Consider the following 23040-nt stretch of genomic DNA (forward strand, 5'->3'; position numbering starts at 1 on the left):
GCGGTTCTTTGCAGCAGCCGCATTTTTTCCGCATTGTTGTGGACCGCTTCTTTCCCTTCCCTGTGGTGTTTCAGGCAAAGTCGTACGGTCAGGCCATTTGCTTCACTGATTATTCTATTTGGTCCGTCGAATATGTGATGAAGTTCGGTGTATTTCTGTGAATAATCTCCTTCCAGCTCACACAAATAGCATGTCCCCGGAGCCTGAATAAATATGCTCTTTGTGTGCCGCTGCCGTCGTTTTTTCTTTGGGCGCTTCGGATAGATCATGCCTCTGCCTCCACCACCGTAATCTCTTTGGCTTTGATTTTTAATTTTCCGGTTGTTGTCCTGCGGATTGCAAAAACGACACCGTCCTCCGTTGTGATCTGGATGCTCCGGAAGGAGTTGCGCTGGATGTTCTCCACCTGATCAATCAGGACCTCCCTCACCGTTTCATTTGCGCAGCATTCTTTTATTTTTGCTTCTGCGAATGCCTTCTGATCCTGCATTTCCTGCCATTCCCTCGCTCCTTCACACTCGCATTTATCCGTGGCAAGGTTATTCAGTTCCTGTTCGGTCGCGTCTTCCTCTGCCTTTACCATAATCACCTGTCCGCAAAACCTGCAGATTCCGAAATTTTCTTTTAGCTTTCCTTCCTGCTCGCCCATTCTATTGCCTCCCTTCTGATTTTTTCTTTTACGGCTTCCATCATCTCTTCCATGATTTTCAGGGCGCCTTCCCACCTCTTGTCACAAATTGCATTCGTCAGCCTGCTATCCAGCTCGAGGATGTCGGTTATTTCTTCGTTGTCTGACAGCTTTCCCCCTTCTTCTCGAGAGGCCTCCGGATACAGTAAGTTCCTGTATCCCGCGGGTTTTTGCGCCGGCGCAATTGCCGGATTGCTGGTGGTTTCCGCTTCCTCTTGGTATTTTCCCGTGTTTTCCGGTACTTTTTCCTCGATTTTCTCCAGATTTTCATCCTCTTCAGAGCCTTCCGGATACAGTAAGTTCCTGTATCCCGCGGGTTTTTGTGTCTGTTCATCTGGATCCGCTGCCGTTTCGGGCTCTTTTGTGGTCTTCGGAATAGCTTCATCCTCTGAAATATCCGCTTTTTCAGTCCTTTTTTCGTTGTCTGCCTGCTTTTCTTCCTCTTCCTCAGAGCCCTCCGTATACAGTAAGTTATTGTATCCCGCGGGCTTTTGCGCCGGCGCAACTGCCTCTTCTTCGGATTTTTCCGTATCCTCCGGATTTTCCTGGTATTTCCCCGCATTTTCCGGCACCTTTTCTTCCGTATTCTGCGGTTCTTCAGAGCCCTCCGGATACAGTGAGTTCCTGTATCCCGCGGGTTTTTGCGCCGGCGCAACGGTCTTCTCTTCTGGTCCTCCTGTTGTCTCTTCTTTCTGCACTTCTTTGATGTCTTCGAGGTGCTGTTGGATCCAGGCAGACAGCTGGTCCCAGGTCAACGTCTCCGGATCCTGGCCGAATTTCTTGATCTTTACGTCGTAATCGTAGAAAGCCATGAAGAACTTTCCTTTCCGGTATACCCGGCTCCCGGAAGGATTCAGCGCCTCTTTCAGTTTATCTGTGTCCAAATCTGTGTATATCCACTCTTCGCTGCATCCGGCCAGGAATTCCATCAGGAATCTGTCTCGGTCTGCAGTGCCTTCTTCTTCCGTTTTGTTGAAATCCTTCAGCTCCCGAATGGCTTCTCTCGGTGTCTCCGGTTTGATCATGGATAGATCGGAATCCGGCAAGGCAAGCATTTCGGAAAGTTTGCTGCTGCCAATGCCTGCAAACTCCGACCGGAGTTTTTCGGAATATCCATCGATGGAATATCTTCGGTTGATTGCCATAAACCGCGAAACCGTGGATGAGGACAAGCCATATTCATTTTTTGCAAACTCTGTAACGGAAGAATATCCGTCTCTTTCGTATAGTTTTTCGTCTTCGATCTTCCGGAGCGTGTATCCGATCCGCACAAATGATGCGGCCACTCCGTTCAAATCATTCTCTAATTTCTTTTTCAGGCTCAACCAGTCGTCGAGCGTCATCTGTGTGTACTCCATTTGTTCTCCTTATCCGACCGCTGCCCGCAGTTCCAGTCTTGCTCTTCGTTTCCTTACTTCCCTAATCCATTCCTGCAGAAGTTTATTTACCATAGTCCAGTCCGGTTTGCGGTCGTATGCGCCGTATGCCTGGATAATCCTCGTTCCATCTGTCTCTATTGTGTAATAGGGCACCTCCGGTTCCTCCTGTTTCCGCAGGAAGATGATGAAGCTTTCCCGGTTGTCCATTTTCTCGATGTAGCCTGCGCGGCCTACGCAGTGATGCTGAAGCCTTCCCTCGTTCCGGATGTCCGAAGCGCGCCGGGGAACCAGAAAAACATATCCTTCCGCTGCCGCCTGGAACTCCCGGCAATTCTCTTCGTAATCCTTGCTGATGTTCTGATATTTCCGATCGATCTCCTTGTCTTCCTCTGCGTCTTTTTCCTCTATATACTTTGCGTGGAAGGTTCTCCACTTCTTATTCCGGTAAACAATTTCGTCCGAGATATTCATTCCTCTTGCCCTGGCCATGTTCAAATAATCCCGGTATTCCCTTATTTCTTCTTCCTTCAGGGATCCCGTCTTTCTGAGCAGCGTCAAGACATGATTCAAGTTCAATCCTTCCGCTGCCCGGATGATCAGGTCTTTCTTGTTCCGGTTCCTGATCGAAGTTAAAATCTTCAGCGTTTCGTTGGTAACCTCCGGATGATTCAACATGATTTCTGCTTCGCTTATCCCTCCATTGATTGCGGCGATTCTTCTGCGCTGCTGGACAGACAATGCTGTGATTGTTTTCATGTTGTCGCCAAAGGTCTTTCCGTTTTCGTTCATCGCGATGTCGCAGGTCAGATGTTCTAATCCGTTCTTGATCATCCGCTCTGTCTCCGGATACTTCCGTGCCATACCTGCAAGGAATGCGTAATTCATGGGCGCATCCATCGCCTGCAGGGTCTTTGTGATATATTCCGGCAGTTTCAGTTCCCGCAGATTCTTTTTGTACAGGACCATTCTGATCGGGCATGTGTTTACCTGCGTTCCGCCTTTTCTGTCCCACCATAACTGCTCGCGTCCGATTTTCCCCCGAATCACTCCGTAATACCAATTTTCCCACCTTCCCATCGGGGCAGAGCTGAAGGCGCGGATTATTTCTGTGAGGTTGTAGGAGGTTCGCTCTTTTGTGACCTCGTATTCGATTCGGAAATTCCTCTCGATATACCAGACGTCCGCACACGATTGGAACATCTGGATGTATTTTCTTCCGTGCAGGTGTCTTTGTCTTTTCCCCAGTGTTGGAATTTGCTTCCTGCACCATTCCCTAAAGTCTTTGGGAAGTGGCGGCGCTTCTCGTGCTTCTTTTGTGATTCTCTCTACCCGGCGGACTTGTGCCTTTTTCCACTTTTTATAATCGATTGCCTCTTCGTAATTCTTGATATCGGTATCTACGTCTATGCATTCTGTTCCTGTGAACCGTGAAACTTCTTCTCTGTCGTGTTCTTTGAATCCGTATCTCTGAAGCCAGGCCCCAATATTCCGATATGCCTGTCGTGTCCATAGATTTATCCCCGGATAGTACGTCAGATATCCGGTGCGCCACATAAAATGCACGACGCTATGCACGTCTTGGTATCCAACCGTCAATCTGTGTTCCGGCAGGAGAATTACCAGAGCCTTACCGTCTGTGGTTTTGATGGCCTTTGCGGTGTTCTCATCCGGCATTTCATCGGGAAGCGCCGCAAGAAGTTCTTTCTTTTTCATCTTTTTTCTCCCATGTAGTACTTTCTTATGGCTTCTTTTGCCTCCCGCATATTGGGTACGTAGAATTCCACACGCGAAGGTTTCGGTTTTAAATTCACCATCTCAAGAATGTCTTTGTCTACTGGCTCTCGGTTTCTGAAGGACAGCTCCATCAGGGAAGCGATGCACCCCTTCAGGCTCTTTCCTTTCTTCCTTACTGCTTTTGCCACTCCTTCGTCTTCGAACGTCTCGGCCTCGATGTAGGAAAGCCAGTCCTGCATAATTCCTTTCGGTTTCAGGGCTTCTCCTTCGATAAACAGCTTTCCTTCCGCTGCCATTGTGGCATCTACGAAGATTTCACTGTCACCATTTGCAAAATCGAGAGCATATTCTTCTTCGATTCCGTTTTCTTCCGCTAATTTCTTTAACGAATCAATATCTCCTTCGTTTACCAGATTCTCCGCCAGAGTATTCAGTTCTTCCGCGGATCCCATCTCTCCGAAAATGTCATACATGTTTATCCCTCCATCCGCTCTTTCATCCATTCAGTGAACTTATGTGTCCCGGTCTCTGTGTTCAGGTCATGTTCCTTCGATGTCAGCCAGATCTGCATCCACTCCTGCTGCAGATGCATCGGTTTCCCCTTTTTGTCCCGGAATCCGTTCTTTGCCCATGCCGGCATCTGTGTGGTGATCATATTCATTGTCCAGGAATCCTCCGCGTAGATCGTGACCCGGCACGGCCCGGTGATCCGCTTCAGCGCACGGCTCACGGCTATAACCGTGGCACCGTGATAGGTTTCGGTCACTTCTTCCGGCTCTCCTCCGCGGGTTTCTTCTTTTCCGTCTTTTTCGCAGGACAGAAGATAGCAGATCTTCCGCTGCGACTTCTTCGGGCTTTTGGTCGATACCCCTATGTAAATTCTTATATCCACTTAAATCCTCCTCGTTCGCAATACCGTATAGCTCCGGTATTCGTAACCCATCCGGTTTATCCCTTCTTCGATGCTGTCCTTGTCGATGTAGAACCCTTTCGGGCACCACATCTTTGACGGCCAGGTCTTCCTCTTGCAGTCTCTTTTCTTTGGCGCTGGCGTGGGCAGATTCCTCGAGGTTGAATAACTGGCGTCTTTTAATCTCGGGTCCGATTTTTCATCTTTCGTCACATATTCGGCCAGCTCCCGGAACTCTCCCCGGTCGTGAAGCAACTCGTGCCATACCCTTCCGTGTGTCCAGCACTTCGCAAGGATGATGTCCGTGTCTGGGATCCGGTTCATGATCAGGTGCGTGTGCCAGGCTCCCCGGCTTCCCACCTCTATGTTCCGGATCCATTTCAGATCCTCTCCCCGTTTTTTATATTCTCTCCTGACTTTGGTTATGAACCGCTGCCAGTCTTTCTTTGCCTGCTCCATACTCTCCGGTCTTTCTTCTACCCGGTATGACAAGCAGACAAAATAATCGTTGATATCAAAATTCTGTCTCAGTTTATGCCGGCAGGTCTTTACCTTCAGCCGGTGGTTTATCTTTTCCATCTGTTCCGGAGTCGGTTTCTCTTTCGGGCTTCTCCCTCCGGGAGGTCCGTACCTCTGCGAATGGTACTGCTCCACCTCAATCGCATTCCGGAACTCATATTTCCGTTGTCTGTATGCCACTGCCCTGTACCTATCTTTAATAACCTAATCGAGTTTGAAAGGGCCTTTCGGGCCCCTGTTTTTATTGACTTTTTGAGTGATGTGGCATACAATTAAATTGCAGATAAATTGATACCACCCACACACAGGACGCCGCTTTCGCAGCGTCCTTTTTTTACCAGTCTGTCGGTCTCTTTCCCCATCTAACCGTTTCCGGTTTTACTGTTCCGCGGATCCCGTTCTTGTATGTCAGGTAGGTATCCCCGTTGAAAAAGATCTCATACGAATACTCTCCGACCGCTGCCGTTGCAGAGACTTCGCCGTCTTTTCCGATGCAGGTTTTTATTTCGACCTTTTCGTCGATCCTCCCACTCAGGTCCCTGACCTTAGCGGTGATTTTTTCCAATTCTTCTACCAGTTTCACATCCGGATTAATCACTTTCATCCTCCCGGTTTCCGTCCGCAACTGAGCAGGTGATCAAATAAAAAAATGACACCGCCCCGACCACGATAATAGCCTTTGACGGCCGCTCGAGCCCGATCATCGATATCGGCAGCAGGAACAAATAAGCGGCCAGAATCCTGCTCATGATCTTCAAATACAGCATTTTCATTTTCCCCCTCTATACAGATCAGTTCTGTCATGCCGCTGCCTCTGTAAATCTCTTTGATCATGCCAACCGCTCCCAGATAACTCTTGTTTCTTTGTCCTGGAATGGCGGAGCTACGCCACAGTCTATAGCGTCTCCCCATGCCAGAAGATCATCAAACACGTCCGACCGGATCCGCACGATTCTTCCGCAGTGCGTCACCGCGTCCCTGGGATACCTGACCCCGATCAGATCCCTGATCCGGCTGAGCAGACCGTTCACGGTCGATACCGATATGCCGTATCTTGCGGCAAGCTGTCTCTTGCTTTCGTATGTTTTCATATTCTTCCCCTTCCTGGCTTTTCCTCTTTTGTGTATAATCACATTAGGAGGACAGTGCCATGTTACTTAATAAGGAATGTGTTCAACTTCTTGAAATTATGTACGATCACCCTGAGAATGTTCTGGATGAATCTCATTACGAGGACTGCATGCATACGCTCTCTGAACTCGGCTTCGTATCTTCTCATCTTCACTATGAAGACGATGACTCCTACTGGGGAGTTTCTGCCGTTCGTTCCCCTTACAAAATTACGAACAGTGGCAAAGCATATGTTGAAAACGTCCGTAATATCCGTATAGAAAACGCAGAGGCAAAGAAACAAGCCCGCGAAGCAAAGATTATCTCAATCGTTGCACTTGTAATTAGTGCATCTGGCATAATAGCTTCAATCGTTCTGCACTTCCTTTAGAAGAAGCGGGCTCCGATCGCGAGACCTATTCCGAATGCGTCTATCGCTATGGCGATAATTGCGCAGATATAGGCTATGTTTATATCGTCCCAAATACTGTCTTTGTCGTCTTTGTCATCTCTCTTTTTCACTTCTTATTGCCCCCTACGCGGATTAAAAATCAGCGATACGATGATCGCCGCTACAGCTGAACTAATAATTGGATATACCCAATCTCTCCAATCCATGTATTTATTCCCTCCCTATCTTGTTTTGATGGTATAATTTGAATAATTTCAATTTTTGAAAAGGACATTTCGTATGAAGCTAAACTTGGATACAATACGCACACTCCTTCTCTATCTCGAGGAAAACCTGGCTGTTTCCGAAAATGGATTCGAGGAAATCGACTATACTCAAATTTCTGAAGATACTAAAATCTCTATTCCGGAAACAATAAACACACTTAAAGTTCTTGACGAAGCCGGATTTATTCAAACGATCGGTAATTATGGTGATGATTCTATTGATGAACTCTGCGTTTTTCGTATTACGTATGATGGATATCAGTTCATTGATAGTATTCGCCCTGTGCCTCGATGGAAAAAGGTATTAAAAATTCTTGCAATTATTGGATCCTCTTCCTTGAATCTAGTTTCCCCTATCGCCTCGCAGTTAATTGCCTCCGAACTTTCAGAAGTTTTTGAAAGCTTTTCCAAAAACAGCAGAAGCTAAATCGTTGTTATCGATAGAGGCAATGCATTCGTCAATTTCTTCCTTTGACGGAATATCGTAATTGTGCCGGTCAATGTATGCTTTAAAAACCATAATTGCCTTATGCATTGCTACTTTGTAAATAAATGCTCGTATCGCAAAAATAACTGTTAATGCTGCGAATAAAACTGCCGCTATTGTCGAAAGCATCTCTACTCTTTCACCTCCCAACATCCCTCAAACCGCTCCGCGCCGAACTCCTCGCGGAGCTTCGCCTTTACGGTTTCGTCCGGCACCTTCTCGCCAGTCTCGATCTTCCGTAGAGCCGGGATGCTGATGCCCAGGTAATGAGCCAGTGTGTTCTGGCTCATGTGCCGTTTACATCTCTCGTAAATTATGAGAGAGCCTGACATTGCCGCATTCACCGTGATCGCCTCCTTTCGTCTAACATGTTAGACATCATTCTCAAAAAAAATATCACTTACCGCAACTCCAAGCGCGTGCGCAATAAGGATAAGGGTTTTTGTTGTAGTCGTCTTTGATGTGCCATTTTCAAGCCCTGAAATTATTGCTCTTGAGACTCCGGAAGCCTTAGATAATTCTTCTTGAGTCATGCCTTTCCGTTCTCTCAGTTCCTTGATTTTGTAAGACAAAATTATTCCTCCTTTCGTCTAATTTGTTGTACATGCGAAGTCTAACATGTTATACGCAAATTGTCAATAGCTTTTGTTTAATTTATTTGACGTTTCTTTTATAATAGTGTACAGTATATTGTACATATGTAAATGTGAGGTGATGAAATGTCATTAGGAGATATTATTAAAAAATATAGGAGTGAAAACGATTTAAGTATGTCTGAATTTTCAAAAAAGTCAGGTATCAGCAAAGCATATATAGCTCTTCTCGAAAAGAACAAGCATCCCAAAACTGGTAAGCCCATCATTCCTTCTATAACAATTATTAAGCAGGCGTCAGATGCAATGGGAATGGATTTCAATAAGCTTTTCGAAATGATAGACGGCAGTGTTCAAATTAACACAGATAATGCGCCCGACGCTTTCCGCACTGATATCCCGATCGGTCATTACCGCATCCCTGTCCTGACTACTGTGGCTGCAGGAAAGCCGATCTTTGCTGAAGAGGATGTCCTGCAATGGATTGATTACGACAAGGAGCCCGGAGATCACGTCCGCGCCTGCCGGATCGAGGGCAACAGCATGATTCCGCGGATCCAAAACGGGGACACCGTGATATTCGATAGTGAACTTGGGTGGGAAGATGGGGATGTGGTGATCGCCACCGTAAACGGGGATCACGCCACCTGCAAGAGGATTAAGAGATATGCCGATGGAATCGCCCTCCTGTCGGACAATGCCAACATTGCACCTATGTATTTCTCTAAAAAGGAAGTCGAGGAGCTGCCGGTGAAGGTTATTGGAAGGGTTACGGAGGTGAGGGGAAAGCTGTAAAGGAAAATGTCAAATTTTAACAATTGACAAGGCCTATTTTTGTGATACAATGAGTTCAATTAGCGAATGGCTGCTGAGCGGCCGCTAGAGGTCTTGAGACGTAAAGTTTCAAGGCCTCTTTGCTTTATAGGGAGCTGTTATGGGTGACACGATTAATTATTCAACCATCGAATACCAAATTAAAAAATTAAAAAGTCAAAACCTGATTATATCGGATGATGTGTCTTTGTCGCACGCGTTATCCTTGTACGGATATTCGAATCTTATAAAGAGCTATAGGGATCCATATATTATAAGATCCGATCACGGGATTCGTTACCGTGATGGCATCGATTCTAAGCAAATAGTTTCTTTATATCTCCTCGATAAAAACCTCAGGAATGCAGTTATAGCCGCTATGCTCGATCTGGAAGAACATATTAAAGAAGCTACCGCGGATGTCATTGCAAACAAATACGGAACAGATCCTAACAATTATTTACAATTTAAGAATTATGCAAACAAAAGAAAGAGAAAACCAAGGTTCTCTTTAGCATCCATTCTAAACACTTTAAACAAAACTTTATGCAGCGACAAAGATCCGATCAAGTATTGCCGCGAAAATCATGGTAGCGTTCCTCCTTGGATTCTTTTTAAGGGAATTTATCTCAGCACGATAGTCAATCTAATTGACCAGTTGAAACCCGTTGATCAACTCGCGTTAGCTCACAAAATATATCCTGATAATTTATGGGAAATCGGAGACGCGATTCTTCGGCAGTTTATGCGCGATACATTGTTTTTATCTCTGGATTATAGAAACCTATCCGCTCATGGCGGACGCATTTACAATTATTCGTCCGACACGGAACTTAGAAACAAAGAAATAATAGCGCCTAACGCCTATATAGATACCGGTTTTAGCCAATTACTTTTCGCTTTGAGCAAATTATCATATCGTTCGCCAGAAAGAATATTGTCCACCGCTCTTAATCAGGAATTGAGCCGGCACTGTTCTTTGTATCCTCAAGATGTAACGTATTTGGGACAAATCTTAAACGTTAACATTGAGCCTTGCGATGACGTATATGTTACAACCTCAAGCAAAATCTATCATACAATCCCGCATTGTAGTGGAATGCAAAAGTTCACAAGGATCTCAAAAAAAGATGCACAGGATGCAGGATACAGACCTTGCAAAAGATGCTGCAAGCGTCAATAAAACGTGATATAATTAATCCGAATTTAAGGACTGGTCGATGTGTCGACCTACCTAAAGGGTTCGGAGCTTTGGTTCCGGGCCCTTTAGTGTTTTAGGGGGTAATAATAGTTAAAGAAATCCCTCGGGGCACTGGCATACCCCGAGGGAAGCATGAAAGACAAGGGATCATGCACCCGCAACTCAATTATAGCATTGATCCCGGAAGGGAGAAAGCATGTGGAGTCAGAAATTAAAATCGGGAAGCATCTGTTACTTCGAACGGTACAAGGACCCGCTGACAGGGAAGACGAAGACAGCTACAGTGACGTTGAAACCGACCGGACGGAAGTCGGATGCAAGAGTGGCCGAGGATGTCCTTCGGGAGAAATTACAAAAAATTATGGCGTCCGGAGACCCGGTTATCAACAGCATCACATTTAAGGATCTGTGTGAAAAGTATGTGGAGTATCAGCATAAGGAATTGAAGCTGCAGAGCGCAGAAGCCACGAGGAGACGTGTTTCTACTCTTATTCGATTAATTGGCCACGATACCATTGCAAGCCATCTGAGCGCGCCTGTAGTGGCTGACAGGCTGTATACCGGAGATGATATTACGTTTAATGAGAGGCTTACTCGTTATAAGGCTCTCATGCGCTGGGCTTATCGTGCCGGCTATGTGGATGATGTGGCCTATCTGGACCGGATCCAGAAGAAGCGCGTGCCATCTACCCGCGTTCGGGATGCGGAAAAATATCTGGAGCACAACGAGATAGACAGGCTGTTGTCAGGCATGAAAATCGAACGCTGGAAGCTCTTCACGGAATTTTTGATTCTTTCCGGCCTGCGGATCGGCGAAGCTATCGCCCTGAATGATTCGGACGTTAACCTGAATACCAGGGAAATATCTGTTACCAAAACCTTTTCCAGGGAAATTCGGCAGATCAGCACGACAAAAACCGAAATGTCGGAACGGACCGTGTTTATTCAGGACGAGCTTTTGGACGTATGCCGTCGAATCAAAAAATTCGAGAGGGAACGGCAGCTGATGTATGTATATCGGACAGATCTATTCGTATCCGACGATTATGGAAAATATGTCAATTATGATGCATATGCAAAATATTTTCGGGAAAACACGGAGCACCTTCTTGGACGGAGGCTCACTCCTCACAGCTTGCGGCATACGCATACCGCTCTTCTGGCAGAGGCAGGGGTCCCTCTCGAAACGATCAGCCGCAGACTTGGCCACGCAAACAGCGGCGTGACCCGCGATGTATACATGCATGTAACAAACCGGATGAGAAATAGTGATGCCGAAAAGCTGAAATCCGTGAAAATGCTAGATATTTGCTAGATGAAAAGAGAAAAGATCCCAGGGAACCCTTATAAATAAAGGGTTTCCGGGGATTACTATACTGCCGGTGGTGGGACTCGAACCCACACGCCATTGCTGACAACAGATTTTGAGTCTGTCTCGTCTACCGATTCCGACACACCGGCGTTTGTCAGAAAATAAAACAGAGTGCCTTTTTCGGACACTCTGTTAGTGTAGCATATCGGGTATTTAAAATCAATGCAAAGTTCACAGCTCGTCGCCAACACACAATGCCTGCCTGCGAGGCATGACGGTTTACTGCTCTCCGAACATTTTACGGTATTCCGGGGTGAAATCGAGAGTTGCAAAATAATCCTTTGGCGTTTCAGGACGACGAATCATCTCGTAGCTGCCATCAGCCTTCAGAAGGATTTCCGCAGACCAGAGCTTTCCGTTGTAGTTGTATCCCATGGAGAAACCATGTGCTCCTGTGTCGTGTATATACAGAATGTCGCCCTTCTTGATTTCCGGGAGCATGCGGTCGATTGCAAATTTGTCGTTATTCTCGCAGAGCGAACCCACGATATCGTATTTGTGATCGCATTCCGCGTTTTCCTTGCCCATTACTGTGATGTGATGGTACGCGCCGTACATGGCAGGACGCATCAGGTTGACCGCGCAGGCATCCACACCGATATATTCCTTGTAGATATGCTTTTCGTGAATCGCGCGGGTGACAAGGGCTCCGTAGGGGCCCATCATGAAACGGCCCATTTCGGTGAAGATCTTGACGTCGCCCATTCCTGCCGGTACGAGGATCTTGTCGTAGACTTTGTGCACACCTTCGCCGATGACGTGGATGTCGTTCGGCTCTTCCCATGGCTTGTAAGGGATGCCGACACCGCCGGACAGATTAATGAATCCGATGTGCGCGCCGGTTACGTTCTGAAGCTTTACGGCGAGATTGAACAGGACTTCGGCAAGCTTCGGATAATACTCGTTTGTGACTGTATTGCTTGCGAGAAAAGCATGGATGCCGAATTCCTCGACGCCCTTCTCCTTCAGAATACGGAATGCCTGAAAGAGCTGGTCTGTCGTCATACCATACTTGGAATCCCCGGGATTGTCCATGATTCCATTGGAAAGCTCGAACAGCCCGCCGGGATTGTAGCGGCAGCAGATCCGTTTCGGGACATATCCCAGTGCTTCCTCGATATCCGCAATGCTGGTGAAGTCGTCCAGGTTGATGATGGCATGGATGTCATTCGCCTTCTTGTATTCCGTAAGCGGAGTGTCGTTTGAGGAGAACATGATATGGTCTCCGTCAAACCCCATTGCCTCGGAAAGCATCAGTTCAGTCATAGAGGAACAGTCACAGCCACAGTCGTACTCTTTCAAAATTTTGATGAGTGCGGGTGTCGGGGTTGCTTTAACGGCAAAATATTCTCGGAAGCCGGGATTCCAGGCAAATGCTTCCTTCACCGCCTGTGCGTTTTTACGGATTCCTTTTTCGTCGTAAATATGAAAAGGAGTCGGTACATCGCGAATGATCTCTTCAAGTTTCTCCTTTGTGACAAAAGGCGTTTTCTTCATGGGTAGATCTCCTTATAATGACTCCGGCAAACAGATCGGAGGTGAACTTATACAGTATGTGGAGCCCCATTCACGGGACACCGGGTTTCCTGTACCATTAAAACATACTCTGATTAAAATGTAAAACACTTTGTGACTTTACAAGACTAAAATGTACTGTATAAGCTCTTCGAAAACGCATACAGGATCGTCACGCGCGAAGCGTGTGAAAGAGACTGTATGCGATTTCGAAGGCAACAGGTATGAGCACGAAGTGACGCAGGAGCGGCACGGAAGTGCGAATACCTGTAGGATTGCGGGAGTGCGAAGCACGGAGCAATCCGTAGCTTATACATTTTGTGGCACGATTTATCGTATAAGGGTTTATTGGATATGCTTATGATTATAAAGGTGATCCTGACAGTATTCGTAGTTTCCGTTGCATTTGGAACAGAACCGGAATTCGAGATTCGGGTCATCGAGTTCTGTTCGTCCGCACACGGCACAGCGGTGAATCGGCCGTCGGCCGCTGTTCGGATTGCCCTGGCCGGCGCCGAAGGTGCTGCGATCAATTTTATCTCCTCTGTTTGCGCTGTTTCCGTAAGGGGAGCTGTTCTGCCCGCTATTGTAGGGAGAACTGTTCCGGCCGGTGTTGTAGCCGTTCATGTAGCGGCGGAAATTTCTCCGCGTCTGCCGCTGGCTTTTGCTCATCCCCTGCGTGCCATGTGTGAGGAAGAAGAAAATAATCGTGCCGGCGAGTGAGCAGACAATCATGATGATCCTCGGAAGACGCATTGACGCGGGGGAACTGATGACGTCATAGATCAGATAAATGATGTCAACGATGGCCAGGTATTTGATCCGGATCGGTATGATGAACATAAACAGCATTTTCTGATCGGGAAAGGTCAGGGCGAATCCGAGGAAGATGGACAGACTGACATAGTACGTGGAGAACATCATTCCATAATCCACACCGGTGAAGGCGTACAGGACGAATGCGCCGATGACAGTCATGATCAGGCCGAAGAAAATGTATACGTCATAGAGAAAATCGCCCCAGGTCCGTTCCAGGAGTGTTCCGAGCTGATAGTAACAGATCAGCATGATGATGGTCCAGATATTCAGAGATGACGGGGGAATCAGCCACCAGGATACGAGACGCCACACCTGTCCCTTCAGAATAAGAGATGGTGAAAGCGTCAGATAGTTAAAGACCGTTCCATATTCCGGATTCATGAGGGCCATGAAGTAGAGGATATATCCTGCTACATAGGTCATAATGATGTAAATGGTCAGATGATGGATTGCATACTTTCCGATTTTCCGTTCCAGTTTGTGTAAAAAATCCATGGATCCTGTCCTTTCTTTCCCGTATTAAGACGGATGTCAGGTGAAACAGAATATCCTGTCATCCGGTGATACGATATTGCCGGCTCTCTTGTTAATTTCTACAATTATAAGGGGCAGCCGAAGGGTTGTCAACGTCGCACAATGCCGCAGCCCTGGCGTCGTACAATGCCTCAGCCCTGGCGTTGGCTGTCTGCAATATTTGACGCATCTTTCTCGTATTCTTCGTTGATAACAATTTAACAAAATGACATAATATGGAATTGTAATCCCGGTTGGATGAAGGCGGATATTAGGACTTTTCAGGCCGGGGTTAGGACAGAACATCGGAATCACAGAGGATTCCGGAACGGTCTCAGAGAATTATACAAGACAGATTCCATAAAGGAGGATACTATGGCTAGATTACGTTTAATGAGAGCACCGCTAAAGTATGTTCAGGGAAAGGATTCGCTGCTTCATTTCTGTGAGCAGCTGCAGGATCTCGGATCAAAATGGCTTTTTATCTGTTCACACAGCGGATATAAGAATTGCCATGATAAAATCGAGAAGAGTTTTGAGGGAACAGATAACGTCCGTCATTATGAAGTATTCAGCGGCATCTCCAGTATCGGCGAGATTGAAAAGATGCGGAAGATTGTCCGTGAGGAAGGCATCGATACGGTAGTAGGCGTAGGCGGAGGATCGGCGATTGATACCGCCAAGGCAACCGCATACTATGAGAAGATCCATGATGTCTCCTGCCCCACTGTCTGCGCGACAGATGCTCCCTGCACAGGACTTTCTGTTATTTACAACGATGATCATTCGTTTAACAGCTATCTCTTCTATCCGAAAAACCCGGATGCCGTAATAGTGGACAGCGCGGTTATCGCAAACGCGCCGACCCGTTTTCTGATTGCGGGCATTGGTGATGCGCTCGGAACATATTTCGAGGGAAGAGCCTGCGTTCGTACCGATGCGCCGAGCCTTGAAAATGGTGGAATTACCCGTTCTGCCATGGCGCTCTGTGAGCTTTGCTACAAGACACTGCGTGACTACAGCGCGGCAGCAATTCGCGCTTGTGAGAATCATGTGGTAACACCCGCCCTGGATGCGATCATTGAGGCAAATACCTATCTCTCGGGTGTAGGTGCGGACAATGCCGGGCTGGCAGCTGCGCACTCCTTCTACAACGGGTATACCGGTCTCGAGAACCATCCGGCACAGCACGGATTATGTGTTGCATTCGGTACGCTGGTTCAGCTGCAGCTTGAGGGCGCTCCCCGTGAAGAGTTCGTTGAAGTGCAGAACTTTTGCCGTGAGACGGGGCTTCCGGTTACGCTTGCAGAGCTCGGTGTAACTACTGATGAACAGGTCAGAAAGATTGCAGAGCTGGCTTGCGTTGAAGGGGAATCCATTCACAACATGGTTGCGGATGTTACGGCGGAGCAGCTGTATGACGCAATCCTGGCTGCAGATGCACTTGGAAAAGAACTGCAATAAGGAATAAAGCGGTTCGTTTCCGGTTCGTGTGTGAAGCGGTGAAGGAGGTGCGGGGGATTGAAAGGACAGCTCCCCTGTGCTAAAGTGATTTATATTGGAGGCGGATGGACTGTTTCGCGGCCATCCGCCTCATATTTTTACCATTCAGTCAGGAGAAAAAAGCATGGCGGGATCAACTTTTGGAACAATCTTTCGCGTCACTACCTGGGGAGAGTCGCACGGCAAGGGAGTCGGCGTTGTCGTGGACGGATGTCCGGCGGGGCTTCCTCTTAAAGAGGAGGATATACAGCCCTTTATGGACCGGAGGAAACCCGGCCAGAGCCGGTATACAACGAAGCGTGCGGAATCCGACAAAATTGAAATTTTATCCGGCACTTTTGAGGGGATGACCACAGGAACGCCGATTTCGATGATGGTACATAACACCGATCAACACTCGGGGGATTACAGCAGCATCATGGATAAATACCGCCCCGGACATGCGGATTACGGATTTGACAGCAAGTATGGCATACGGGACTACAGGGGCGGCGGGCGGTCCTCAGGCCGGGAAACCATCGGAAGGGTTGCCGCGGGAGCAATCGCTTCTCTTCTGCTCAAACAGCTGGGAATCACGATCACTACCTATGTCAGACAAATCGGGCCGATACCGATCCGGAGTTTTGATGAGAAGGAGATCATGAACAACAAGCTGTATATGCCGGATGCTTCCGCGGCCGCAATGGCTTCCGCATACCTGGAAAAATGTATGTCGGAGAAGAATTCGTCCGGTGCGATGATAGAATGCGTTGTGAAGGGAATGCCGGCGGGAGTCGGGGAACCGGTCTTTGACAAGCTGGATGCGGATCTGGCGAAGGCGATCATGTCGATCGGAACGATAAAGGGAGTGGAAATCGGCGACGGCTTTGGTGTTGTAGAGGCAACCGGTGCGGAGAACAATGATGACTTTACCATCGATGAGAACGGCAGAATCACGAAACAGACCAATCATGCCGGCGGAATCCTGGGAGGCATCAGCGACGGATCGGATATTGTGATCCGATGCGCGAGCAAACCCACTCCGTCTATCGCAAGGCCGCAGCAGACGGTCAGCCGGGACGGGAAAAAGGTTGAGATTGAGATACACGGCAGACATGATCCGATTGTGGCACCGAGAGCGGTTGTGGTTGTCGAAGCGATGACGGCCATTACGATTGCGGACAAGCTTCTTGTTGGAATGAGCAGCCGGATGGAAAATGTGCGCCGGATATGGATGCCTGAGCGCTGAGAAAATTTCCCTGGTTTTTAGCCGTGTTCTCGTTCTCGCGTTATTTCCACGGTACCATGTTCGTTCATATCTGTCGCCGCCACAAATGTTCTTGCCCACTGGTGAGCAGGCAGGTCATGTGCCAGGAACAGCGTGGCTGGAATTATTTGGCAGATATAGCAGAACCCCGGCTGGTTTCCAGCCGGGGTTCTGCTATACAATATATGATTGCCGTGTCCCCTCTTCTCTGGGACGGCATGTGACGGCTGCGAAAGCTGAAAAGCAACTCTGGCAGCTGTCTTCATACATATTCATACATATTGTAACGCCCCGTCTGCGGGGCATGATGGTTTACTGAGCGCTCTTTGCAAGCTCGGCGAGCTTGGTGAAGCCTTCCTTATCGGTAACCGCCATGTCAGCCAGTACCTTGCGGTTCAGATCTACGCCTGATTTCTTCAGTCCGTACATGAACTTGCTGTAGGAAAGTCCGTTCAGTCTTGCTGCGGCATTGATACGCGCGATCCACAGCTGACGGAACTGACGCTTTCTCTGCTTGCGTCCCGCATAGGAAGAGGTCAGTGCGCGCATAACGGACTGCTTTGCGACACGATACTGTTTGCTTCTGGCTCCTCTGTAGCCCTTAGCCAGCTTTAATACTCTGTTATGTTTTTTCTTAGCGTTTAAACCGCCTTTAATTCTTGCCATTTTCGATTATCCTCCTTAACCAAATGAACCAAAATGAATCAGATTCGATGAAATCTGTCGTATATCGGCAGAATGCACTGTCTGCCTCTCGTCTGCCCTCCGAAACTTTAGATCTCGGAAAATTTCTGCGATGGAAACCCCATTACATGTAAGGCAGGCATCTCTTCATCTGACGAACGTTTGTCGCATCCAGAACGGCTGCTTTTCTCAGATTTCTTTTTCTCTTTGTGGTCTTCTTGGTCAGGATGTGGCTCTTGTAAGCCTTATGTCTTACAATCTTTCCGGTTCCTGTAACTTCAAAACGTTTTGCCGCTGCACGGCGTGTTTTCATCTTTGGCATTTTTAAAATCCTCCTTGTGTGTTATTTCCTTTTCTGTCCCAGCACGATGCTCATGTTGCGGCCTTCGATCTTGGCCGGCTTCTCGAGAACAGCAATATCCTCCACCTGTTTTGCAAAGTTGTCCAGAACAGGTCTGCTTGCGTTCATGTGAGCCATCTCACGGCCTCTGAAACGGATGGTGACCTTTACCTTGTCGCCTTTTGTAAGGAACTTGCGGGCTGCACCAACCTTGGTGTTCAGATCGTTTGCGTCGATATTCGGGGACATACGAATCTCCTTGATATCTACGATATGCTGTTTTTTGCGGGCTTCCTTCTCGCGGCGTGCCTGCTCATAACGGTATTTGCCGTAATCTACAATCTTACATACCGGCGGCTTTGCCATTGGGGCTACCTTTACCAGATCCAGTCCTGCGTCCTGAGCTTTCTGAAAAGCCTCTCTAGAGGACATGATGCCTAACTGCTCCCCGTTTTCACCGATCAGACGAACCTCGCGGTCGCGGATCTGCTCGTTGATCATCGCTTCGTTATTAATTTCCTTACCCTCCTTCATGAGATCCTACCGTTCAACTCCGGAAAAGAAAAAAGTGAATAACCAGACGGCTATCCACTCTATACGCTGAGAAAAACATTGGACTGCTCACAATCCTGCTTTCTCGTACGATATAAACCTGAGACACGCCTCCGTGATCAGGTGAGAGTGGAAGCTCTTCTTTCTTTTCAACTTCACTAACATACCATGATCATGAGGCGCTGTCAATATTTATTTGCAGAATTCTTCAAAGCTATTTATTTTCATGACGGTTTCCTGTCCATGCAGCATGTATGAATGCCGGGCCTTTGAAACCGGCTGTCATCGGTAACACAGTCGATGGGTATCTGTTACTGTGCCTCGGAGGCAGACGCGACCGCGTTGCTGTCAGCGCTTTCTGCGGAGGTCTGTGACTTCAGGTAGCCGAGACTGTTCAGCTTGTCGTAAATCGCCTGCGCGATCTCCTGGTGACCGGCGTCATCAAAGGCAGGCTGATCAAGGATGTCTGAGGTGAGCGCAAGGTAATGATCGCCGAAAGCGTCCGTCATGGCCTGATCGTAGGAGGCAGTGTCAACTTCGTTGTACGGATACATGCCGACAACGACGTAGTCGTTTTTCTGTGTGTACGTATCAAGGATCTTCTGAATCTGCTCGGCAAGCTCGTTCGGATCATTGTTCCATCCGCCGTAATAACCCATGCAGATCACCGGAATGGCGTCAAGATCATCGCGGTCCTTCTTATACTGGCTGAGATCATCGCGCACGATGTATTCGGTCGCGTCCAGTTCCGCTCCATTCGCGTTGTTCTGATGCGCGGTGATGTAGGTATTGATGTCATTGTCGCTTACGCCGGCAAGTGCCATCTGTGAAAGGGTTCCGGAGTTGTCCCAGGTGTTGTTTTCTACCGTGTAATTGGTGTAACCGTTCTTCTCAAGCAGCTGTGACAGATAATCCGGATAGCTGGTATCTGTGGAGCCGTCTTCATCCAGAATATCTCCGCGGATACTGATCATGGTCTTTGCCGCAGGCGTCGGTGTCGGCGTCGCGGTTGCTTTCGCGACGACACTAGATCCCGTGCTGGATGACGATACGGAGGATTCTCTGACCGATTCAGCCGGAGCCACAGAAGAATCCGATTTCACGGCTTCTGCCGAGGCATCTGCCTGTGATGCGCGATACGTGGATGCCTCCTGCTGGACCCGTACGATCCGGAATCCGATGTAGCCGGCTACACCGATTGTGAGCAGAAGGCTGATTACAAATAATACGAAACGTCCCTTTTTACCCAATTTTTTCACACTCCCTTATTAAATTCTGAAACGGATATCGGTTCCGCTGCAATTCAAGGCGCAGAAGAACAAGCCTATGATAACACAATCATTCCGGATTTTTCAATATATACCCGTCAGGAAAGCGCATGTCTTTGACCCGGTGCCCTGCTGTTCCCGCACAGCGGAAAATAGTCCGGGATCATGGTTTTTACTGCGCGGGAGAAACGCAGATGATCAGCGCATATCCAGAGAGCGCCAGAAGGTCTCGACCTTTTCTCCGGCGGTCTTTAGTGTAACTCTCTGCACATCGCTCCATTCACGCGGAAAAAGTCTGCGGTACTCTTCCGTGAGAAAGCGGTCATCGAGAAGCGCGATGATCCCGCAGTCGCGTGTGGTCCGGATCACGCGCCCGGCAGCCTGGAGGACCTTGTTCATTCCGGGATACCGGTAAGCAATATCAAAGCCGTTTTCCTTCTGCGTGCCGTCATGCTTCCGGTCATAATATTGCCGGAGCAGCTCTTTTTCTGTTCCGATCTGAGGAAGTCCGGTTCCGACAATTATCACCCCGATCAGCTGCTCTCCTGCGAGGTCAATTCCTTCCGAGAAGATTCCGCCCAGAACGCAGAACCCGAGCAGCGTTCCGCTACGCTGTTCCGTGAATTTTCTCAGAAATTCCTCGCGCTCCTGTTCGGACATCTGCGGGGTCTGGCTGACACAGGAGGCAACGTTTCCATCTGCACCGGAATTGGTTTTGTCCGTTTCGTCACAACCGGTCGAAGCAGGTTCGCCGCCGATGTCCGCAAATGCTGTCATATAGATCTCGCGGACATCGTTCATCATTTGATAGGATGGGAAAAAGATCATATAATTGCCGGCCCTTTTTTCGGTGATGATCCGGATGTAGGAGGCGATGCGGACATACTCATCGTGACCTCTTCGCCGGTACCGGCTGCTGACATCGGACCCTGCGAGGATCAGGCGCTTTCGGCGGTCAAAAGGAGAAGGTATGTATATGGCATAGGTGTCATCTCTTGTGGTCAGAAGATTGCGGTAATAATTGACCGGGATCATCGTCGCAGAAAAAAAGACGGCTGAGCGGCCTCTGTCCAGGCAACGCTGCAGGTTTGAAGCCGGATTCACGCACAGGAGCTTCAGATGCAGATCCTTCGGGGCAGTGACCTCGTCATAGATCAGATAATTTTCATCTGCCAGATCCGCGATATTGAGAAAGGAGTATATCTGAAAATAAAATTCCAGAGTATCCTTTCTTGGGCCGTCTTCGCGAAGATCCTCCAGGAGGTCCTCGAGTCTTCCGCTCAGATTCATCAGCTGATTGAGAAAATCCCCCGGAAGGGAGAGAATCTCCAGATTTTCACAGGATTTTTGATATTTGAGAAGTGTTCTGATACAGGCGGACAGGCTGCGGACAGACTGCTTCAGCTTTAACGGGAGATCCTCGGAGACGCCCTTCCCGGCGGGCATTGAGGGAAGGGTATCCGCGAAATCCTTCAATTTCTTTCGCATTCCCCGGAAATCGCTCAGAAAAAGACCGGCGCTGAACATTTCTCTTCCGCGTTCTACCAGGTTGTGAGCTTCATCAATCAGAAACAGATATTCGCCTCTCCGGCTTCCGTCGCCAAAGAAGCGTTTCAGTCTGGCATTGGGATCAAAGACGTAGTTGTAGTCACAGATCACAGCATCTGCAAAAAGCGCCAGATCCAGCTGAAATTCGTGTGGACAGACCGACCATTTTTCTGCCTGCTTCTCTATGTCGGAGCGGCTGTATTCCGTTTCTCTGGTCAGCATCTCAAAAATCGCGTCATTGACGCGGTCAAAGTGTCCTCTGGCGCGGGGACAAATCTCGGGTCTGCAGTCCGGCTCGTCAAGGACACAGATTTTTTCCTTCGCCGTAAGCGTCAGGGATTTGATGCGGAGACCACCGGCCTTCAGCCGCGAAAATGCATCTTCTGCGACAGTCCGGGTGATGGTCTTGGCTGTCAGATAGAAGATTTTGTCGGCGAGATGCTCTCCCAGCGCATGGACCGCGGGAAAAACTGAGGAAATAGTTTTGCCGATCCCGGTTGGGGCCTGAACAAAGAGTTCCTTCTTGCGGAGAATGGTGCGGTAGATATCTACAGCAAGCTCACGCTGGCCAGGGCGGTATGTGTAAGGAAATTCGAGACCGTGGATGGAACCATTCCGTTCCCTTTCCCATGAGACCTGAAAATCTGCCCATCTGTAATATCGTGAGAGAAGATCCTGAAACCAGTCCGCAAGATCCTGGATGGTGTATGCAAAAAGAAACTGCCGGAGCTTTTCCGTTTCCAGCCGGACATAAGACATGCACACGTAGAGAACAGGCTGGGTGGAGATATCGCGGGACTCTGGAAATAATTCCGGATGATGAAGCGCATACAGAAAGGCATAGCATTTTGCCTGTGCCAGGTGTACCGGCACAGGCTGGTTCAGATGTGCGGGATCCTGCGAGATCCCCTTGATTTCTTCAACGATGGTGATCGCCTTGGCACCAGTTCTGGGCTTGCGCCTGTGTCGGGGAGCGGCCGTCTGGACAGTGCCACCCTGCGTTGTCTCCGTCCCGATCTCCCTGCTTTGCGCTGTGTCAGCCGAAATGCTGCCGTTTTGCGGTGCCCCGGATGCCTGAACTGTCGTATCGCTTTCCCTGCCGCAGAACTCAGCTCCTGAGAAATCTGCCCATCCGGAACCGTGATAAATACCGTCTGCGCGGCCCTCCACGATGAGTGTGAATTTTTCGTACTCCTTCTCATAGGACAGAGGGACCTCCGCCTGATAACCGGCTCGGCGCTGCTTCTGCAGTCTGCGGTGAATCCTGCTTCCCTCCTGCATGGCCTCACGGTCAGCAAATCCCTCCCGCGCACCCTGAAGGTCTCCGCTTCGCAGAAGAAATTCCACGAGATTACGCACGGAAATCCGAAGAACTTTTTTCTTCGGGACATTTTTCTCTTTCTGTTCGGTTGTGCTGTTTTCCCTGCTTTTCTGTTTCATCTGCCGCGGATTCCATTCACAAACTTCAGCAATTCTGTTCAAAGACGGGTTTCATTACTCATCGTTTAAGGGTACGCCCAGAAACTTGCGCTTGACCCGGGATATTTCGCAGTCAATTTTCGTTTCTC

27 protein-coding genes and 1 tRNA gene are annotated in these 23040 nt (G+C 48.5%); 7 read left to right on the top strand and 21 right to left on the bottom strand.

The window, feature by feature from the left end:
• Positions 1-265 precede the first annotated feature (265 nt).
• The 9 genes from ACTQZS_RS12445 to ACTQZS_RS12485 form a co-directional block, all read right to left on the bottom strand.
• On the bottom strand, positions 266-649 hold the full coding sequence (locus tag ACTQZS_RS12445) for a hypothetical protein (protein ID WP_441476097.1): 384 nt from the start codon (positions 647-649) through the stop codon (positions 266-268).
• A complete protein-coding gene (locus tag ACTQZS_RS12450) occupies positions 625-2046 on the bottom strand; it encodes a hypothetical protein (RefSeq protein ID WP_441476098.1) in 1422 nt (473 codons plus the stop codon). Before ACTQZS_RS12450 ends, ACTQZS_RS12445 begins: the two co-directional genes overlap by 25 nt.
• Positions 2047-2055: 9 nt before the next feature.
• Positions 2056-3780, bottom strand: coding sequence for a PcfJ domain-containing protein (locus ACTQZS_RS12455; RefSeq protein WP_441476099.1), 1725 nt, complete (start codon positions 3778-3780; stop codon positions 2056-2058).
• Positions 3777-4274, bottom strand: a complete 498-nt coding sequence (locus ACTQZS_RS12460; protein ID WP_441476100.1) for a hypothetical protein — start codon at positions 4272-4274, stop codon at positions 3777-3779. Before ACTQZS_RS12460 ends, ACTQZS_RS12455 begins: the two co-directional genes overlap by 4 nt.
• 2 nt (positions 4275-4276) lie before the next feature.
• Positions 4277-4693, bottom strand: coding sequence for a hypothetical protein (locus tag ACTQZS_RS12465; protein WP_441476101.1), 417 nt, complete (start codon positions 4691-4693; stop codon positions 4277-4279).
• Positions 4694-5410, bottom strand: coding sequence for a rolling circle replication-associated protein (locus ACTQZS_RS12470; RefSeq protein ID WP_441476102.1), 717 nt, complete (start codon positions 5408-5410; stop codon positions 4694-4696).
• 154 nt (positions 5411-5564) lie between these two features.
• Positions 5565-5828 carry a hypothetical protein gene (locus ACTQZS_RS12475; protein ID WP_441476103.1) on the bottom strand — a complete coding sequence of 88 codons (264 nt, stop codon included), beginning with the start codon at positions 5826-5828 and terminating at the stop codon, positions 5565-5567.
• Positions 5829-5830: 2 nt separating this feature from the next.
• Positions 5831-6064: a hypothetical protein gene (locus tag ACTQZS_RS12480; RefSeq protein WP_441476104.1), complete on the bottom strand. Its 234-nt coding sequence runs from the start codon at positions 6062-6064 to the stop codon at positions 5831-5833.
• Positions 6061-6321 carry a hypothetical protein gene (locus ACTQZS_RS12485; protein WP_441476105.1) on the bottom strand — a complete coding sequence of 87 codons (261 nt, stop codon included), beginning with the start codon at positions 6319-6321 and terminating at the stop codon, positions 6061-6063. Before ACTQZS_RS12485 ends, ACTQZS_RS12480 begins: the two co-directional genes overlap by 4 nt.
• A 59-nt stretch (positions 6322-6380) precedes the next feature.
• Here ACTQZS_RS12485 and ACTQZS_RS12490 point away from each other — a divergent pair, with 59 nt between their 5' ends.
• A complete protein-coding gene (locus ACTQZS_RS12490) occupies positions 6381-6731 on the top strand; it encodes a hypothetical protein (RefSeq protein WP_441476106.1) in 351 nt (116 codons plus the stop codon).
• On the opposite strand, the gene ACTQZS_RS12495 is transcribed toward ACTQZS_RS12490, so the two are convergent.
• Positions 6728-6862, bottom strand: a complete 135-nt coding sequence (locus ACTQZS_RS12495) for a hypothetical protein (RefSeq protein WP_441476107.1) — start codon at positions 6860-6862, stop codon at positions 6728-6730. The genes ACTQZS_RS12490 and ACTQZS_RS12495 overlap by 4 nt on opposite strands.
• A gap of 169 nt (positions 6863-7031) precedes the next feature.
• Here ACTQZS_RS12495 and ACTQZS_RS12500 point away from each other — a divergent pair, with 169 nt between their 5' ends.
• Entirely contained in the window at positions 7032-7445 is a 414-nt protein-coding gene (locus tag ACTQZS_RS12500) for a DUF2513 domain-containing protein (protein WP_441476108.1), read from the top strand.
• Here ACTQZS_RS12500 and ACTQZS_RS12505 read toward each other — a convergent pair.
• Genes ACTQZS_RS12505 through ACTQZS_RS12515 form a run of 3 tightly spaced genes read right to left on the bottom strand, consistent with a single transcriptional unit; the run spans position 7404 to position 8077 of the window.
• Positions 7404-7658, bottom strand: coding sequence for a hypothetical protein (locus ACTQZS_RS12505; protein WP_441476109.1), 255 nt, complete (start codon positions 7656-7658; stop codon positions 7404-7406). The two genes, ACTQZS_RS12500 and ACTQZS_RS12505, sit on opposite strands and share 42 nt — an antisense overlap.
• Positions 7637-7849 (bottom strand): helix-turn-helix domain-containing protein, encoded by a 213-nt coding sequence (locus ACTQZS_RS12510; RefSeq protein WP_441476110.1) that lies wholly within the window; start codon positions 7847-7849, stop codon positions 7637-7639. The genes ACTQZS_RS12505 and ACTQZS_RS12510 overlap by 22 nt, the downstream gene beginning before the upstream one ends.
• Positions 7850-7876: 27 nt before the next feature.
• Positions 7877-8077 carry a helix-turn-helix transcriptional regulator gene (locus ACTQZS_RS12515; RefSeq protein WP_441476111.1) on the bottom strand — a complete coding sequence of 67 codons (201 nt, stop codon included), beginning with the start codon at positions 8075-8077 and terminating at the stop codon, positions 7877-7879.
• 147 nt (positions 8078-8224) lie between these two features.
• Between ACTQZS_RS12515 and ACTQZS_RS12520 the strand changes: the two genes are divergently transcribed.
• From ACTQZS_RS12520 to ACTQZS_RS12530, 3 genes are all read left to right on the top strand, one after another.
• The gene (locus tag ACTQZS_RS12520; RefSeq protein WP_441476112.1) at positions 8225-8893 is read left to right on the top strand and encodes a S24 family peptidase; all 669 of its coding nucleotides are present in this window, start codon (positions 8225-8227) and stop codon (positions 8891-8893) included.
• Between the two features lie 139 nt (positions 8894-9032).
• The gene (locus ACTQZS_RS12525; RefSeq protein WP_441476113.1) at positions 9033-10094 is read left to right on the top strand and encodes an Abi family protein; all 1062 of its coding nucleotides are present in this window, start codon (positions 9033-9035) and stop codon (positions 10092-10094) included.
• 214 nt (positions 10095-10308) lie between these two features.
• The gene (locus ACTQZS_RS12530) at positions 10309-11427 is read left to right on the top strand and encodes a tyrosine-type recombinase/integrase (protein ID WP_441476114.1); all 1119 of its coding nucleotides are present in this window, start codon (positions 10309-10311) and stop codon (positions 11425-11427) included.
• A 62-nt stretch (positions 11428-11489) separates the two neighbouring features.
• On the opposite strand, the gene ACTQZS_RS12535 is transcribed toward ACTQZS_RS12530, so the two are convergent.
• The 3 genes from ACTQZS_RS12535 to ACTQZS_RS12545 all read right to left on the bottom strand — a co-directional run bounded on the left by ACTQZS_RS12535 (position 11490) and on the right by ACTQZS_RS12545 (position 14313).
• Positions 11490-11573, bottom strand: a tRNA-Leu gene (locus ACTQZS_RS12535).
• A gap of 130 nt (positions 11574-11703) precedes the next feature.
• Complete coding sequence (locus ACTQZS_RS12540) at positions 11704-12981, bottom strand: diaminopimelate decarboxylase (protein ID WP_441476115.1); 1278 nt, start codon at positions 12979-12981, stop codon at positions 11704-11706.
• 363 nt (positions 12982-13344) lie between these two features.
• Positions 13345-14313 (bottom strand): hypothetical protein, encoded by a 969-nt coding sequence (locus tag ACTQZS_RS12545; RefSeq protein WP_441476116.1) that lies wholly within the window; start codon positions 14311-14313, stop codon positions 13345-13347.
• Between the two features lie 393 nt (positions 14314-14706).
• Between ACTQZS_RS12545 and ACTQZS_RS12550 the strand changes: the two genes are divergently transcribed.
• Both ACTQZS_RS12550 and aroC read left to right on the top strand, forming a co-directional pair.
• Positions 14707-15795: a glycerol dehydrogenase gene (locus tag ACTQZS_RS12550; protein WP_441476117.1), complete on the top strand. Its 1089-nt coding sequence runs from the start codon at positions 14707-14709 to the stop codon at positions 15793-15795.
• Positions 15796-15958: 163 nt separating this feature from the next.
• Entirely contained in the window at positions 15959-17062 is a 1104-nt protein-coding gene (gene aroC, locus ACTQZS_RS12555) for a chorismate synthase (protein WP_441476118.1), read from the top strand.
• Positions 17063-17392: 330 nt separating this feature from the next.
• On the opposite strand, the gene rplT is transcribed toward aroC, so the two are convergent.
• The 5 genes from rplT to ACTQZS_RS12580 all read right to left on the bottom strand — a co-directional run bounded on the left by rplT (position 17393) and on the right by ACTQZS_RS12580 (position 22912).
• Complete coding sequence (gene rplT / locus ACTQZS_RS12560) at positions 17393-17746, bottom strand: 50S ribosomal protein L20 (RefSeq protein ID WP_441098980.1); 354 nt, start codon at positions 17744-17746, stop codon at positions 17393-17395.
• Positions 17747-17888: 142 nt separating this feature from the next.
• Entirely contained in the window at positions 17889-18086 is a 198-nt protein-coding gene (rpmI, locus tag ACTQZS_RS12565) for a 50S ribosomal protein L35 (RefSeq protein ID WP_441098981.1), read from the bottom strand.
• A 21-nt stretch (positions 18087-18107) separates the two neighbouring features.
• The gene (infC, locus tag ACTQZS_RS12570) at positions 18108-18605 is read right to left on the bottom strand and encodes a translation initiation factor IF-3 (protein WP_441099142.1); all 498 of its coding nucleotides are present in this window, start codon (positions 18603-18605) and stop codon (positions 18108-18110) included.
• Between the two features lie 362 nt (positions 18606-18967).
• The gene (locus tag ACTQZS_RS12575) at positions 18968-19906 is read right to left on the bottom strand and encodes a hypothetical protein (protein WP_441476119.1); all 939 of its coding nucleotides are present in this window, start codon (positions 19904-19906) and stop codon (positions 18968-18970) included.
• 216 nt (positions 19907-20122) lie between these two features.
• A complete protein-coding gene (locus tag ACTQZS_RS12580) occupies positions 20123-22912 on the bottom strand; it encodes an ATP-dependent DNA helicase (RefSeq protein WP_441476120.1) in 2790 nt (929 codons plus the stop codon).
• Between the last annotated feature and the right edge of the window lie 128 nt (positions 22913-23040).

The sequence above is a fragment of the Bilifractor sp. LCP19S3_H10 genome, from assembly GCF_052119185.1.
Classification (GTDB): Bacteria; Bacillota; Clostridia; order Lachnospirales; family Lachnospiraceae; genus Bilifractor.